Below are 15,507 nucleotides of genomic sequence, written 5' to 3' on the forward strand. Positions count from 1 at the left end.
CTCCCAAGCTCGAACAATCATGGCCACATCAGCCGCGCCCGCCCCTAGCACGGCCCCTCCGAGGCTTCAAATCAACCGGCGGGTGTATTTTTTGCATGTGGTCGAGCGGTGGCTTGAAGCCGAGCGGGACCAGTTGCCGCTGTGGATCCCCGTGGCACTCGGCACGGGCATCGCCGCCTGGTTCGTGCTGCCCAACGTTTCCTCGTGGATGGCGTTCCTGCTCGGCGCGCTTGGAGTCGGGGCCGCGGGCATCGTCTTTCCGCCGGCCGGGCGGCTCGGGCGGATCGTCGCGGGTGCCGGGCTGCTCGCCGCGCTCGGCTGCGCGCTGGTGTGGTGGCGTGCCGAGCGCGTTGCGGCGCCGGTGCTGGCGCGGCCCGGCGTCTTCGCCTTCACCGCGCGGGTAGAGCGGGTGGAGCCCCTGCCTGCGCGCGAGCTGGTGCGGCTGCGGCTCGCGCCGGTCGACATGCCCACGCTGCCGCCGATCGTGCGGGTCAACGTGCCGCAGGATGCGCTGCCGGCCGGCGCAGGCTCCGGCGCCGTGTTGCGGCTGCGTGCCCGACTCGTGCCCCCGCCGCCGCCTGCCGTACCCGGCGCCTATGACTTCACCCGCGTGGCGTGGTTCGACCGCGTCGGCGCGACGGGCCGCGGCTTCGCGCCGATGGAGGTGGTGACGCCGGCGGTCACCCCCGGCGCCGGGCTGCGCAACCGCCTGACCGCCCACATCCAGCAGCAGGTGCCCGGCAGCGAGGGCGGAGTCGCGGCCGCGCTGGTGACCGGAGACCGGGGCGCCATCGGCGAGGACGCGGACGAGGCGATGCGCCGCGCGGGCCTCGCCCACCTGCTGTCGATCAGCGGCCTGCACGTGACGGCCGTGGTCGGCGCGACCATGTTGCTGTTGCTCCGCGTGCTCGCGCTGGTGCCGGCGCTCGCCTTGCGGGTGCGCCTGCCGCTGGTGGCGGCCTCGGGCGCGGCGCTGGCGGCGATCGGCTATACCTGGCTGTCGGGGGCCGAAGTGCCGACCATCCGCTCCTGCGTCGCCGCGCTGCTGGTGCTGGCGGCGCTCGCGATGGGGCGCGAGGCGATCACCTTGCGGCTGGTCGCGACCGGGGCCTTTCTGGTGCTGTTGCTGCTTCCAGAGTCGCTCGCCGGTCCCAGCTTCCAGCTGAGCTTCGCCGCCGTCACCGCGATCGTCGCGCTCCACGAACACCCGCGGGTTCGCGGCTGGTTCCAGGCGCGCGACGAAGGTCTGCCGCGCCGGCTTCTGCGCGGGCTCGGCTCGCTGCTGCTGACCGGCATTGCCGTGGAGGCGGTGCTGATGCCGATCGGACTGTTCCACTTCCACAAGGCCGGGCTTTACGGGGCGCTCGCCAACATCGTCGCGATTCCGCTCACCACCTTTGTCGTCATGCCGGCGGAGGCGCTGGCATTGCTGCTCGATCTCCTCGGCCTCGGGGCGCCGGCCTGGTGGGTGGTAGAGCGCGCCCTGTCGCTGCTGCTGTGGATCGCGCAGACGGTCGCAGCCGCCCCGGGCTCCGTCGCGGCACTGCCGTCTATGCCGGGCGGGGCGTTCGGGCTGATGGTGGCAGGCGGGTTATGGCTGGCGCTGTGGCGTACCCGCACGCGGCTGCTGGGGCTGGCGCCGTTCGCGGCCGGGGCACTGTGGGCGCTCGCGACGCCCGCGCCGGACCTGCTCGTCACCAGCGACGGACGGCACCTCGCCATCCGCAGGCCCGAGGGGGGCATGGCGATCCTCCGCGACCGGGCAGGCGACTATGTGCGGGACACCCTAGGGGAAGGGGGCGGTGTCGAGGGCGAGCTGCCCCCGCTCGCCGAGCAGCCTAACGCCCGCTGCACCGCCGACGTCTGCGTCGTCGATGTTGCTGCCCGCGATCGCGTCTGGCGCGTCGTCGCCACCCGCAGCGGCTACCTGCTTCCGGTGCGCGACCTGATCGCCGCATGCCGCGACGCCGACATCGTCGTCAGCGAACGCCGCCTCCCGCGTGGTTGCACCCCGCGTTGGCTGCGGCTCGACAGACCGGTGCTCGCCCAAACGGGCGGCGTCGCCATCCGCTTCGATCCGCCCGAGGCGCGCCGCGTTCGAGCGCCCGGGGATCAGCACCCGTGGATCACCCCGCCGACGACGGCGCCCGTGGCGGATCGCTGGCCGCGGCGCAGAAGGAGCGGCCGGGACCACCCGTCTCCCTGACGCCGCACCGCGCCAGCTATCCACCTCCGCCTCGTCATTCTGACAAAGGCCGGGGTTGCTAGCCTCTCCCACGGCACCCGCCACGCATGCTCCTGCGGAGGCAGAAGCCCAGGTTGGGGTGCTGCACGTCGTTGTCCTGCTTGGACCCGGACCGCCGCCTACGCAGGGACTCGGCGTATCCGTACCTCTGCTCCGATGGCGAGGGTCCTGCCTCCGCGGGGCAGGATGATGTGCGCCGGGCCACCTCCCTCGCGGAGCGAACTCCCACGAGCCGCAGGCTGTGGCTCTTTGCAGAGCCCGCATCCCTTCGCCCACACGCGCAATGAAGACGGACATGAGCCGGGTCTCGCGGGTCAGTGGCCGCCACCCGGCTATAGGAGGGGCCCAGCTTCCGCCTCAGTAGCGGCGCAGCAGCCCTGCAAGCTTCCCCTGCACCCGCACCTGATCCGGGCGATAACGCTGCGGATCATAGCTGCGGTTGGCCGGGTCGAGGCGGATCATCGCGCCTTCGCGGCGGAAATACTTCAGCGTCGCCTCGTTCTCGTCGATCAGCGCGACCACGATCTCGCCGTCGCGCGCCGCGTCGGTGCGGCGAACCAAGGCATAGTCGCCGTCGAGAATGCCGGCCTCGACCATCGAGTCGCCCGCGACCTCCAGGGCGTAATGCTCGCCCGAGCCCAGCAGCGCGGCCGGCACCGGCAGCATCTGCTGGCCTTCCATTGCCTCGATCGGGACGCCGGCGGCGATGCGGCCGTGCAGCGGGATCTCGATGACGTCGTTGGCGGGAGCGGGCGGCGCGACCGGCGCGCTTCGGGCGGGCGCCGTCTTGGCCGGCGCTTTCTTGGCCGCCTCGGGCCGGTCCGGCATCCGCAGCACTTCCAGCGCGCGGGCGCGGTTCGGCAGACGGCGGATGAACTGGCGTTCCTCCAGCGCGCTGATCAGGCGATGCACGCCCGACTTCGACTTGAGGTCGAGCGCTTCCTTCATCTCCTCGAACGAGGGGGACACGCCGGTTTCCTTCAACCGGTCGTCGATGAAGCAGATCAGCTCGTGCTGCTTGCGCGTGAGCATGCGGTCCTCCGTCGGAACAGATATGGAACCTTTAGGAAACGGAGCCGCCCCCTGTCAACCGATATCCAGGATTTCCACCGAGTCGCCCGCGTTTGCCGCGGCCGCATGGGGAGGACGCACGATCAGGCAGTCGGCCCGGGCGAGCGTGCGCAGCATGGAGCTGTCCTGCGCGGGGGCGGGAAAAGCCACCCCGTCGCGCAGCTCCGCGCGCAGGTGGTCGGCCCTCCGGTCGTTCGCGGCCAGCGGCGCGCCGAGCGGCACCATGCGCCGCCGCGACAGCGGATCGGCCGCGCCTGCGAGCGTGCGCACCAGCGGCAGCAGGAACAGCGTTGCCGTCACGAACGCGGACACCGGATTGCCCGGCAACCCCAGCACGACGGCGTCGCCGAGCCTGCCCGCCATCATCGGCTTGCCCGGCCGCATCGCGATGCGCCAGAAGTCGATCCGCGCGCCTGCCGCCTCCAGTGCCGGCCGCACCAGATCATGGTCGCCGACCGAGGCGCCCCCCGTCGTCACCAGCACATCGGCATCCACCCCGGCGAAGGCGGCCGTGAGTGCGGAGAGGTCGTCCGGCAGGATTCCCAGGTCGATTCGTTCGACGGGCAGCCCCCCGAGCAGGCCCGCCAGCAGCACGCCGTTGGACTCCGGAAGCCCGGCGTCGGGGGGTGAACCCGGCGGCACGAGTTCGTCCCCCGTGGCCGCGATCGCCACCCGCACCCGGCGCCGGACGGGAACCATGCCGTGTCCGCCGACCGCCAGCAGCGCTGCCGCAGCCGGCGTGATCGCCGCACCTGCCGACAGCAGCCGCTCGCCCGCGGTGAAATCCAGCCCGGCCGCACGCACGCTGCTGCCGCGCCGCGGCGGCCCTTCGCCCGCGAGCATCAGACGGGCGCCGTCGCGCGCTGCCTCTTCCTGCACGAGCACCGTGTCGGCGCCCTCGGGCAACGCGGCCCCCGTGAAGATGCGCGTTGCCTGGCCCCGGTCGACGCGGCCGCCGAACGGACGCCCCGCAGCGGACTCGCCGATGACCTCCCACGGTCCCGGCAGGTCGTCGAAGCGGATCGCGTAGCCGTCCATCGACGACAGCGCGCGCTCGGGCTGAGTGCGCAGCGCCGGCAGGTCGTCGGCTGCCCAGCGGCCGATGGCGTCGCGGATCGGCACCGTCTCGACGGCGACCGGCTGGGCCAGCCCCAATACCCGCGCCTGCGCCTCGTCGAGCGGCAGCAGGCTCACGCCTGCCAGTCTCCGGACTTGCCGCCCGACTTGGCGAGCAGGCGCACGCCCCCGATCACCATGCCGCGGTCGAGCGCCTTGGCCATGTCATAGACGGTGAGCAGCGCGACCGATACGGCGGTCAGCGCCTCCATCTCCACGCCGGTCTTGCCGTCCGTCGCGCAGGTCGCGGTCGCGACGATGCCGTTCGCCTCGATCGTCAGGTCCAGCACCACGCGAGTGAGCGGCAGGGGATGGCACAGCGGCACCACGTCGCTGGTGCGCTTGGCCGCCATGATCCCGGCGACCCGCGCCACCGCAAGCACGTCGCCCTTCTTCACCAGCCCGTCGCGGATCGCCGCCAGCGCCTCGTCCGACATGGCGATGCGGCCGGTGGCGGTCGCCTGCCGCGCCGTCACCGCCTTGTCTCCCACGTCCACCATGCGGGCATGGCCCTCCGCGTCGAGGTGGGTGAGGCCGGTCATCGGGTCAGCGCGCGGGTCGCCGCCTCGACATCGTCCTGCCGCATCAGCGCCTCGCCGATCAGGAAGCAGTGGATGCCGTGCTCCGCCATCGCGTCCAGGTCGGCGCGGCCCGTCAGCCCGCTTTCGGCCACGAAGGTGCAGCCCTCCGGCGCGTGCGCGACCAGCTCATAGGTGCGATCGAAGTTCACGGTGAAGTCGCGCAGGTCGCGGTTGTTCACCCCGATCAGGCGCGTCTTGAGCTTGAGCGCGCGCTCAAGCTCCGGATAGTCGTGGACCTCCACCAGCACGTCGAGCCCGCGCTCCAGCGCCGCCGCCTCGATCTCCGCCATCTGCCGGTCTTCCAGCGCCGCCACGATCAGCAGGATCGCGTCCGCTCCCAGTGCGCGCGTCTCCGCCGCCTGCCAGGGATCGATGACGAAGTCCTTGCGCAGCACCGGCAGGTCGCAGGCAGCGCGCGCCGCGACCAGAAAGTCGTCGGAGCCCTGGAAATACTCCTCGTCCGTCAGCACCGACAGGCAGGCCGCACCGCCCGCCCGATAGGCGCGCGCGTGGGCCGGCGGGTCGAAGTCGGGACGGATCAGGCCCTTCGACGGGCTCGCCTTCTTGATCTCGGCGATGATCGCATGCCCCTGCTTGGCGTCGAGCGCGGCGCGAAAGCCCCGCGGCGGCGTCTGCATGCCCGCCCGGCGGTCGAGCTCCTGCACCCCTGCCATGCTCTTGCGGGCGGCGACCTCGGTGCGCTTGGTCTCGAGGATCTTCGAAAGCATCGTGCTCATGCGTAGGCAATCCATGCGTCCAGAAGGCGCCGGGCGGCACCGGAATCGATCGTGTTGGCGGCAAGCACCGCCCCTTCGGCAAGGTCGCTCACCTTGTCCGCGATGACCAGGGCGGCGGCCGCGTTCAGCAGCACCGCGTCCCGGTAAGCGCTTTCCTCGCCTGCCAGCAGCCGGCGCAACGCCAGCGCATTGTGCGCGGGGTCCCCGCCACGCAGCGCGTCGAGCGGGCTCGCCGGCAGGCCGGCGTCCGCGGGCGTGATCCGGTCGGGCAGGGCGACCGAACCGATGCGCACCACGCGGGTGGGGCCAGCGATCGAGATCTCGTCCAGCTCCTCCTCGCCCGCGATCACCGCGGCGGCCGTGGCGCCCAGGCTTTCCAGCGCCTCCGCATAGAGGGGCGCATAGTCGGGACGTGCGATGCCGATCAGCTGGCGCTCGACGTGCGCAGGGTTGGCGAGCGGACCCATCAGGTTGAACACGGTGCGCCGGCCGATCTTCTGGCGCAGCGGCTGGATGCGTCGCATCGCCGGATGGTGGTTGCCCGCGAACAGGAAGGCGATGCCGATGTCCGCCAGTGTCTGCTCGGCCATCGCCCCGGCGCGCATCATGTCCAGGCCGAGCGCTTCGAGCGTGTCCGCAGCCCCTGCCTTGCTGGATGCAGCGCGGTTGCCGTGCTTGGCCACCGGCACGCCGGTTGCCGCCACGACCAGGCTCACGGCGGTGGAGACGTTCAGGGTATGGTGCCCGTCGCCGCCGGTGCCGCAGACGTCGATCGCCCCGGGCGGCGCGTCGATCGGCACCATGCGGTGGCGCATCGCGCGTGCGGCCTCGGCGATTTCGATGCTGGTTTCGCCGCGCTCGGTGAGCCCGACCAGGAAGGCGATGATCGCCTCTTCCGACGCCTTCCCGTCGAGGATCGCACCGAACGCCTCGGCCGCGCTCTCGTGCGACAGCGGCGTCTCCGTCGACGGCAGCAGGACGGTGGTCGTCATGCCGCGCGCTGCTTCGGTGAGATGCCGGTGCTCTTCAGCCAGTTCGCAAGCATCGCATGGCCATGTTCGGTGGCGATGCTCTCCGGGTGGAACTGAACGCCGTGGATCGGCAGGCTCACATGGCGCACGCCCATGACGCTGGCATCGCCGGCGGTGCAATTGACCACCAGCGACTCCGGCACCTCCGTCACGATCAGCGAGTGGTAGCGGGTCGCGGTGAAGGGGCTGGGGAGCCCCTCGAACAATCCGGTGCCGTCATGCTCGACCGGACAGGTCTTGCCGTGCATCAGCCCGCCGCGCACTACCTTGCCGCCGAAATGCTGGCCGATCGCCTGGTGGCCCAGGCACACGCCCAAGAGCGGCCGACCGGCCTCCGCACAGGCGGCGACTAGGTCCAGCGAGACACCCGCCTCGTTCGGCGTGCACGGCCCCGGCGAGATGAGGAAACCTGCGGCATTGCTCGCGAGCGCCTCTTGGGCGGTCAGCGCGTCGTTGCGCACGACCTTCACCGGCGCACCCAGCTCCATCAGGTAATGGACCAGGTTCCAGGTGAAGCTGTCGTAATTGTCGATGACAAGGATCATGGCTTTGCCATAGCGCCGCCGCAGTCTGGCGCAACGCTGCGCTGGACCCGATCGTTGGTCGGGCGTGTGTTTTGCGTTCAGGAGGTTGGCATGGTTCGTTGGATTCTCGTGGCGGCGCTGGCGGCATCCCCGGCCATGGCCCAGGAAGCCGAGAAGACCAGCAGCGCGCCCCCGCAGCGCACGCGCAGCGTCACCGTCTATGGCAAGGAGGAATGCCCCAAGCCGGAGACGGAGAACGAAGTGGTCGTCTGCGCCCGCAAGGACGAGAGCGAGCGCTTCCGCATCCCCAGCGAGTTGCGCAACCCGCCGTCCCAGGAGGCCGCCGCGCAAAGCTGGGCGAATCGCGCCGAGACGATGATGGAGGTCAACCGCGTCGGCCTGCCCGACAGCTGCTCGCCGGTCGGCACCGGCGGCCAGACCGGCTGCAACCAGCAGCTGCTCCGTCAATGGTACCAGCAGCGCAAGGCGCAGCAGCAGGCGGAGCAGTTCCCCCGCGCCGGCGACTGATCAGGATCGGGAGGGGGACCGGAACCTGCATCGTACCCCGGCGGAGGCCGGGGTCCAGTTGCGGTGACTTGGCAGTCCTCGCTAACCGACGGCCCGTGCCGGACTGAGCTGGCGCTTGCCGGCCATCTCCCGATCCCCTGCCGTCCTCCTGCGAAGGCGGGAGCCCAGGGTTCCGAAAGCCAGCCGTCGTTGTCCTGCTAAACTCTGGATCCCCGCATTCGCGGGGATCCAAGGTGGGTGGAGGGGCCCACGCTTTTCCAGAGTCCTCTGCCGGAGCGGGCGAGCCTCCCGACCCGCTATTGCCCGAAGCGGGGGCTGCTCGCCTGGGCGATCGCCTCGCGCGCGGCGGCGAGCAGCGCGCTCGCCTTGGCCTCGCACTCGCGCTGTTCATAGTCCGGGTTGCTGTCCGCGACGATGCCGGCGCCGGCCTGGACGTGCATGGTGCCGTCCTTGACCACCGCGGTCCGCAGCACGATGCACGAGTCCATCGATCCGTCGGGCGAGAAATAGCCGACGCCGCCTGCATAGGCGCCGCGCGTCTCCCCCTCCAGCTCGGCGATCACCTGACAGGCGCGGACCTTGGGCGCGCCGCTGACGGTGCCCGCCGGAAAGCCTGCGAACAGCGCATCCAGCGCGTCGTGATCCGGCGAGAGCCGGCCGACCACGTTCGACACGATATGCATCACGTGGCTGTAGAACTCGATGCCGTAGCTGTCGGTCACCCGCACGCTGCCCGCCTCGGCCACGCGGCCGACGTCGTTGCGGCCCAGGTCCAGCAGCATCAGATGCTCGGCGCGCTCCTTGGGATCGGCGAGCAGGCTGGCGCGGTTTTCCGCATCCTGCACCGCCGTTGCACCGCGTGGCCGCGTGCCGGCGATCGGACGGATCGTCACTTCCCCGTCGCGTACCCTGACCAGGATCTCCGGGCTCGATCCGATCAGCGCAAAGCCCGGCAGGTCGAGGTGGTAGAGGAACGGCGACGGATTGATCCGCCGGAGCGCGCGATAAAGCTCGAACGGCGGCAGCGTGAAGGGCGCGGTGAAACGCTGCGCCAGCACCACCTGAAAGATGTCGCCCGCGCTGATATACTCCTTCGCGCCTGCCACCATCTCCGCGTAGCGGCCAGGGGCCAGGGCGGGGGTGAGCGCGATCTCCTGCGCTTCCTGGCGGGCGGGTTCCGGAAGCGGCGTGCGGGCGAGCCGAGCGGCCACGTCCTCGATCCGCGCCGAGGCGGTGGCGATCGTCGCCTCCGCCTCGGCCGATCCGGGCCACACCGGCGCCACCAGGAACAGCGCGTCCGAAAGGCGATCGAACACCATCAGCAGCGTCGGCCGCACGAACACCATGTCCGGCAGGTCGAGCGGATTGGCGGGCGGCCGATCGAGCTTCTCGACCAGACCGATCGTCTCATAGCCGAAATAGCCGACGAGGCAGGCAAGGGCGCGCGGCAGTGCCTCGGGCACGTCCATCCGGCACGAGGTGACGAGGGTGCGCAGCGCTTCCAGGGTCGGCTCGGCGCACGGCTCGAACGCATCGCGGTCGGAAAGCCAGTTGCGGTTGATCGTTGCCTCGGCGCCGGTCGCGCGGAACACCAGGTCCGGCGCAAGCCCGATCAGGCTGTGGCGTCCGCGCACCGATCCGCCCTCGACCGACTCGAGCAGGAAGTCGCCGCGGCCGGGCTCGATGAGCTTGAGCGCGGCGGCCACCGGCGTCTCGGTGTCCGCCACCAGCCGCTGCCACAGCAGCGCCGGCGTGCCCGCGGCAAGCGCTGCCTGCGCGCCCTCGCGTCCTTGGATCAAAGCTCCGTTCCCCAGCGTCAGTTGGCCGCGCCGCCCTGGCCGGCGAGCGTCGTGCGGACGCGGGCGACGGCGGCGTCGTTCTTGGTCACGCCGACGTTACGGCGGACCGCCTCGGCGAACTGCTCGGCATATTCCTGGCCGACGACCTGGCCCAGGCCGCCGCGCGCGGAGGCGATGGCGCGCTTGTCGCCGCTCGCGTCGCCGGGCGTGATGCTGTCCAGATACACCACGAACCAGCCGCCGTTGCCCGGTGCCGCGATCAGCCGCGCCTTCTTCGGCGCCATCGCGAACATCAGCTCGACCGGCGGCGGCACGTTGCCCTGCTGGGCGGCGAGCTGCGCACGGGTGGCGGTCAGCGGCGTGGGTGCCGGCACCTTCAGGCCGGATGCGGCCACCGCCTGGGCGAGCGGCGTGCCGCCGTTCACCTTGGCGAGGATCGCCGCTGCGGCCTTGCGCGCTTCCTGTTGCGCGCGCTCGGCGACGAACGCCTTCTGCACGACGTCGCGGACCTGCGCGAGCGGGCGGGGAGCTGCCGGGAGTACCCGGTCCAGGCCGACTACCGCGAAGCTGCCGTCCTGCTCGATCTGGACGATCTGCGGTGCGTCGCCCTGCTCGGCGCCGAAGCCGGCCTCGATCACGCGGGCGAGCGCCGGGTCGGCCGGGGTGTTCGGCTGGTCGGGGTTGGTGCCCGCGCTGGTGACGGGCGCGGTGCTCTGTGCGGTGAGCTTGGCCTCGCTCACCACTTCCGCAAAGGTGGCGCCGTCGTTGATCGCGCCGTCGATCTTCTCCTGCACCGCGTTGATCGCGCCCGCCGCCTTGCTGCGGCTCAGTTCCGCGACCAGCTCGGGACGGGCCTGCTCCAGCGTCTTGCCGGCGACCTTGCTCACCTTCTCGACGCGCAGCACGTGCCAGCCGAGCGGCGAGCGGACCGGGCCGACCACGGCGCCTTCACCGGCTGCAAAGGCAGCGGTGGCGATCGCCTGCGAGGTCTGTGCGCCCAGTGCCGCCTTGTCGAGGTCGCTGAAGCTCGCGGCTTCCAGCCCGGCCGCGCGGGCAGCGGCGTCGATCGCGGTGCCGCCCTTGACCTTGGCCGCCAGCTGGTTCGCGGCATTCTGGTCGGCCAGCACCACCTGGCGGACGGTGCGGCGCTCGGTTGCGGCGAAGCGGCTGGCGGCGGCGCGATAGGCCTGGGCGATCTCCGCGTCGGTCGGCGCCGCTTGCGCTGCAACGCTGTCGGCACGCACCAGGGCATAGCGGATCACGCGCCGCTCCGGCACCGTGTAGCGCGCGCGGTTCTTGGCGTAGAAGGCGGTCAGTTCCGCGTCCGTGGGCGGGTTGCCCTGCGACACCGCGGCCGAAGGGATCAGCACGATCTGCCCCGCACGCTTTTCCAGCAGCAGCGAGGCATAGGGCAGCGCGATCTGCTCCGGAAGCTGGGTGGCACCCACCGTCGGGCTCACCAGCCACTGGGCCAGCATGTCCCGGCCGATCGCCTCGCGCAGGCCCGCAGGGGTCATGCCGCGTTGCGCGATCGCACGCTCGAAGGTCGCCTGGTCGAACTTGCCGTCAAAGCCCTGGAAGGCGGGGATGCTCGCGATCTGCCCGTCGACCAGCTTGTTGTTCACCGCCATGCCGACCTTGTTCGCGAACTTTTCCAGCGCGATCGAGGTGACGAGCCGCTGAAGGATGTTCTCCACGCCGCCCGCTGCGATCAGCTGCTGCATGTTGACGTTCGGGTCGCGCTGGCGGGCGCCTTCCAGCTCCTGCTGCACCTGCTTGGTCAGCTCGGCGTCGTGCACCTTGTGGCCGCCGACCTTTGCGACCACATCGCTGGATGCGCCACCCGGGCGCAGGCCGCTGATGTCGCCCGCGGCGAACGCCAGGGCGATCACGACCAGGAACGCGAGTGCGATCCCCTTGCCGAGGGTCGAGTTGAGAAACCGCCTGACGAATGCGAGCATCGAAGAGCTACCGATCCTGCCGGAAGAAAAGAACGGGTCGCTTTAGGGCGCAGGCTGCGCGGCTTCAAGCTTGTGCGGGCAGCAGGGCTTGGTATCGCCGGCAACAGACACAAAGGAGATGGGCGTGACGCGACGCAAGCTGGTGACCGGCAACTGGAAAATGCACGGGCTGCGTGCCCAGTTGAAGGAAATCGCAGCGATCGAGGCCGCCGCGGCCGCTCACCCCCATGTCGACGTGGCGTTGTGCGTGCCGGCGACGCTGATCGCCGCCGCGGTCGATCACGCGCAAACGGTGCGGATCGGAGCGCAGGACGTCCACGAGAACGAGCACGGGCCCCACACCGGCTGCGTGTCGGCGGCGATGCTGGTCGAGGTGGGTGCCCAGACCGTGATCGTCGGCCATTCGGAACGCCGCGCCGACCAGAACGAGACCAGCCACGACGCCTGGGCCAAGGCCGCCGCTGCCCGCAAGCAGGGCATGCACGTGATCCTGTGCGTGGGCGAAACCGAAGCGGAGCGCAACGCCGGCCGCGCCGAGCGCGTCGTCCAGGCGCAGATCGAGAAGTCGGTGCCCGAGGATGCCGACGGCGACTGGTTCACGCTTTCGTACGAACCCCGCTGGGCGATCGGCACTGGCCGTACGCCTACGACCGAGGAGATCGCCTCGATCCACGCGATCGCTCGCGCGAAGCTGCGCATGATGGTCGGCGACGCCGCCGATCGCATCCGCATCCTGTACGGCGGCTCCGTCACGGGGGACAATGCGGCCAAGATCCTGGCGGTGGAGAATGTCGACGGCGCGCTCGTCGGCGGTGCCAGCCTGACTGCGGAGAAGTTCGTGCCGATCATCCAGGCGGCCGCGGCGGCCTGAGCGGGCGCGGCGCCGGCGGTCTGCGCGGGCTCAGGCTCGGATCGAAGCGCGCCGACACGAACCCGCCACCCGTACCCCGGCGAAGGCCGGGGCCCAGTCGGGACGACGGTCGAAACTCGCGCATCGGTGCGGCCCTCTCGCACCCTGCCGGGAACTGTTCCAGGGGGGGCATCTCCTACCTCCGTATCCCCGCGAAGGCGGGGATCCAGGGCCAAGCAGAGCAACGACTGGCGGTTTCCGAAACCCTGGACTTCCGCCTTCGCGGGAGCACGGCGGGATTTGCAGTGAGTGTTTGTCCAACGCGCAAACAGCGCTAGTCAAACGGCAGAGGGTTCACCGGGTCCCGGCATTCACCGTGGTACTGTCTTCCCGTCAAAGGCGCCCGGTGCCGATCAGCTTCGGCCGGCTGCGCCTGCTCCCAGACTTACGCCGCAGCCCCGCGCCGGCGACGCAGCAGCAGGGCCGCCATTGCCAGCCCGGCAAGCATCAGCGCCCAGGTGCCGGGCTCCGGCACCGGCTTCGGGCCGCCGGGATCGGTCGGGGTCGTGGGCGTATAGCCGCCGGTATAGGTGCCCAGGTGGAACTCGCCGTTCTGCACCAGGCTGCCGAACACGGCCGATCCCTGGATATAGTTGCCGGTGTTCGCAGCGGCGCCCGGCGCCAGCACCGATCCGCCCCAGGCGGTGGTCAGCGACAGGTTCTTCGCGTCGGCGAAGTTCCAGATGACATGCTCGCCGAGACCCTGGGTGCCGCCGAGAAAATTGTCGTTCAGCACAATGTTCGCGCCGCTGACGTTGACGATCGCGGTGTCGGCGCCGTTGAGGTTGAACTGGATTTCGCCGATGCGGTTGAGGTCGTCAGCCGTCAGGTTGAACACCGCGACGCCCTTTGCGTCGGGCTTCGCGTTGAAGGTCCCGCGATTGTTGGCGAAGGTGACGGTGCTGTTCGCCTCCAGCTTCGTCATGCCCTGTGACAGGTCGGTCATGCCGCTGGCGAGCAGGCTCTTCTGCTGCTGCAGCCCTTCGAGGAAGCCGGCGTTGGCGGCCAGTCCCGAGTTCACCGTGTTCTGGTTCACGTTGGTGTTGGCGATGCTGCCGCCGACCTGCACCGTCTGGGCTGCACCGTTCAGGTTGAAGCCGCTGCTGACGTTGCCGCCAACCACGGCGCCCGACCCGTTGTTGAGGTTCTTCGCGCCCCCGGTCACGTCGCCGACGACGATCAGGCCGGGCGTGTCATAGGAGGACGGCGGCGGCGTCTTGATCTGGTAGTTCGACGAATTGCCGTCGAGGTTGCCGCCGACGAAGGTCCGCCCCTCCACCTCGGAACTGGAGGTCAGGTCCCCCAGCACGATCAGGTTCCATTCCTTCAGCGCGTCGACGCCGACCACCGGCGAGGCGACCGCCGGAAGGGCGAGGGCGGTAGCCGAGAGGGCGGCTGCGAGGAGGCGGGTTCTCATGCCTCCTGCGTACCCGCTTCGCCCGTGCCCTACACGTGAAGAATTGGTTAACCCTGTCCCAAAATGTGCCGGTTCAGCGACCGTCGTAGCGGCGGCGCAGCAATGCCCAGGCTGCGCGCAGGCCATAGGCGTCGCCGCCCTTGGGTCGGCCCGGCTTGGGGGACGGCCGCCACGCGAAGGTATCGAGATGCGCCCAGGCGATCTCCCCGGGCACGAAGCGCCGGAGGAACAGCGCCGCGGTGATCGCCCCGGCGAAACCGCCTTCGGGCGCATTGACCATGTCGGCGACGCTCGATTTCAGCATGTCGTCGTACGCGTCCCACAGCGGCAGCCGCCACAGCGGATCCCCTTCGGCCGTACCGCAGGCGAGCAGGTCGACCGCCAGCGCCTCGTCATTGGCGAAGGTCGCGGGCAGGTCGGGCCCCAGCGCGACGCGCGCGGCACCGGTGAGCGTCGCGAAATCGATCATCAGCTCCGGCTGCGATTCGACGGCGCGGGTGAGCGCATCGCCCAGGATCAGCCGCCCTTCCGCGTCCGTGTTGGTGTTCTCGACCGTGATGCCCTTGCGGGTGCGGAGCACGTCGCCGGGCCTGAAGGCGTCCCCGGCGATCGCATTCTCGACCGCCGGCACCAGCAGGTGCAGCCGGACCGGCAACCGCGATTCGATCACCAGCGTGGCAAGCGCCAGCGCATGGGCGGCACCGCCCATGTCCTTCTTCATCAGCGCCATGCCGCTGCCCGGCTTGATGTTCAGCCCGCCCGAATCGAAGCATACGCCCTTGCCGACGATCGCGACGCGCGGATGCGCCGGATTGCCCCATTCGACCTCGATCAGCCGCGGCTCGCGACCCTTGGCGGCGGCCTTTCCTACAGCATGGATCATCGGGTAGCCCCGTTCCAGCTCGGCACCCTTGGTCACCGTCAGCGTGGCGCCATGCGCGCTGGCGAGGCTTGCCGCCTGCGCCTCCAGCTCGGCGGGGCCGAGGTCGTTGGCGCCGGTGTCGACCAGGTCGCGGACCAGCAGCGTGGCCGCCGCCTGTCGCACCACATCGTCGACCCGCGCCGGGTCGCCGGTCAGCAGGATACGAGGGCCTTCGCCACCCTCGTCCTTGCGGTAGCGGGTGAAGCGGTGCTGCGCGACGAGCCAGCCGAACGCCGCCGCGCCGGGCTCGCCGCTGTGGAGGCGGTAGCTGCCGGCGGGCAGCACCTCGGCCAGCTTGGCCAGGCACCAGGGGGAGAGTTCGCTTGTGTTCGCAACGACACCCACCACCGACCAGTCCTCGGCACCCTCGCCGGGAAGAATGGCGTGGGCAAAGCCCGTCGGCTTCAGCCGCTGCGCGGCGATCGTGGCGCGATGGCGGGGTGGCTGCTGCCCGAGCCACGCGTCGAACCCTTGAGGGTCCACCAGATGGATGGTGCGGGCAGGTTGGCCGCGATCGGCCTGAAGCAGCGAGGAAAGCTCGGACATGGAGGTGATCTAGGCTCTGGACCGGCCGAGCGAAAGACCTTGCTCCGTTCTGGACACGCTACCCGGCCGCCCGTCTGTTCACGCTTTGGGCGCGCGGATAGGCAGGCGGCAGTGCCGGC

General features: G+C 70.6%; 13 protein-coding genes. 3 read left to right on the forward strand and 10 right to left on the reverse strand.

Translation table 11 applies throughout. The features are described 5' to 3' along the window. Positions 1-19: 19 nt before the first annotated feature. On the forward strand, positions 20-2,206 hold the full coding sequence (locus tag EDF69_RS08345) for a ComEC/Rec2 family competence protein (RefSeq protein ID WP_132882785.1): 2,187 nt from the start codon (positions 20-22) through the stop codon (positions 2,204-2,206). 396 nt (positions 2,207-2,602) lie between these two features. Here the strand turns inward: EDF69_RS08345 and lexA are convergent, their stop codons facing one another. The 6 genes from lexA to EDF69_RS08375 are packed head-to-tail and all read right to left on the reverse strand — an operon-like array spanning position 2,603 to position 7,326. Then, on the reverse strand, positions 2,603-3,277 hold the full coding sequence (lexA, locus tag EDF69_RS08350; RefSeq protein ID WP_132882786.1) for a transcriptional repressor LexA: 675 nt from the start codon (positions 3,275-3,277) through the stop codon (positions 2,603-2,605). Between the two features lie 54 nt (positions 3,278-3,331). Then, complete coding sequence (locus EDF69_RS08355) at positions 3,332-4,510, reverse strand: molybdopterin-binding protein (protein WP_132882787.1); 1,179 nt, start codon at positions 4,508-4,510, stop codon at positions 3,332-3,334. After that, entirely contained in the window at positions 4,507-4,974 is a 468-nt protein-coding gene (moaC, locus tag EDF69_RS08360) for a cyclic pyranopterin monophosphate synthase MoaC (protein WP_132882788.1), read from the reverse strand. The genes EDF69_RS08355 and moaC overlap by 4 nt, the downstream gene beginning before the upstream one ends. After that, positions 4,971-5,750, reverse strand: a complete 780-nt coding sequence (trpC, locus tag EDF69_RS08365; RefSeq protein WP_132882789.1) for an indole-3-glycerol phosphate synthase TrpC — start codon at positions 5,748-5,750, stop codon at positions 4,971-4,973. Before trpC ends, moaC begins: the two co-directional genes overlap by 4 nt. Beyond that, positions 5,747-6,742, reverse strand: a complete 996-nt coding sequence (gene trpD / locus EDF69_RS08370) for an anthranilate phosphoribosyltransferase (RefSeq protein WP_132882790.1) — start codon at positions 6,740-6,742, stop codon at positions 5,747-5,749. The genes trpC and trpD overlap by 4 nt, the downstream gene beginning before the upstream one ends. After that, entirely contained in the window at positions 6,739-7,326 is a 588-nt protein-coding gene (locus EDF69_RS08375; RefSeq protein WP_125960522.1) for an anthranilate synthase component II, read from the reverse strand. The genes trpD and EDF69_RS08375 overlap by 4 nt, the downstream gene beginning before the upstream one ends. Before the next feature lie 90 nt (positions 7,327-7,416). On the opposite strand from EDF69_RS08375, the gene EDF69_RS08380 reads away from it, so the two are divergent. Then, positions 7,417-7,833: a hypothetical protein gene (locus tag EDF69_RS08380; protein ID WP_125960521.1), complete on the forward strand. Its 417-nt coding sequence runs from the start codon at positions 7,417-7,419 to the stop codon at positions 7,831-7,833. A 296-nt stretch (positions 7,834-8,129) separates the two neighbouring features. On the opposite strand, the gene trpE is transcribed toward EDF69_RS08380, so the two are convergent. Further along, a complete protein-coding gene (trpE, locus tag EDF69_RS08385) occupies positions 8,130-9,632 on the reverse strand; it encodes an anthranilate synthase component I (protein ID WP_132882791.1) in 1,503 nt (500 codons plus the stop codon). Between the two features lie 17 nt (positions 9,633-9,649). Beyond that, entirely contained in the window at positions 9,650-11,593 is a 1,944-nt protein-coding gene (locus EDF69_RS08390) for a peptidylprolyl isomerase (protein ID WP_132882792.1), read from the reverse strand. Between the two features lie 124 nt (positions 11,594-11,717). Here EDF69_RS08390 and tpiA point away from each other — a divergent pair, with 124 nt between their 5' ends. Then, complete coding sequence (tpiA, locus tag EDF69_RS08395; RefSeq protein ID WP_132882793.1) at positions 11,718-12,464, forward strand: triose-phosphate isomerase; 747 nt, start codon at positions 11,718-11,720, stop codon at positions 12,462-12,464. 424 nt (positions 12,465-12,888) lie between these two features. Here tpiA and EDF69_RS08400 read toward each other — a convergent pair whose 3' ends face one another. Beyond that, positions 12,889-13,920 carry a choice-of-anchor A family protein gene (locus EDF69_RS08400; protein ID WP_132882794.1) on the reverse strand — a complete coding sequence of 344 codons (1,032 nt, stop codon included), beginning with the start codon at positions 13,918-13,920 and terminating at the stop codon, positions 12,889-12,891. Between the two features lie 73 nt (positions 13,921-13,993). Then, on the reverse strand, positions 13,994-15,388 hold the full coding sequence (locus tag EDF69_RS08405) for a leucyl aminopeptidase family protein (RefSeq protein WP_132882795.1): 1,395 nt from the start codon (positions 15,386-15,388) through the stop codon (positions 13,994-13,996). Positions 15,389-15,507 lie beyond the last annotated feature (119 nt).

It is taken from the genome of Sphingomonas sp. JUb134 (genome assembly GCF_004341505.2).
GTDB lineage: Bacteria > Pseudomonadota > Alphaproteobacteria > Sphingomonadales > Sphingomonadaceae > Sphingomonas.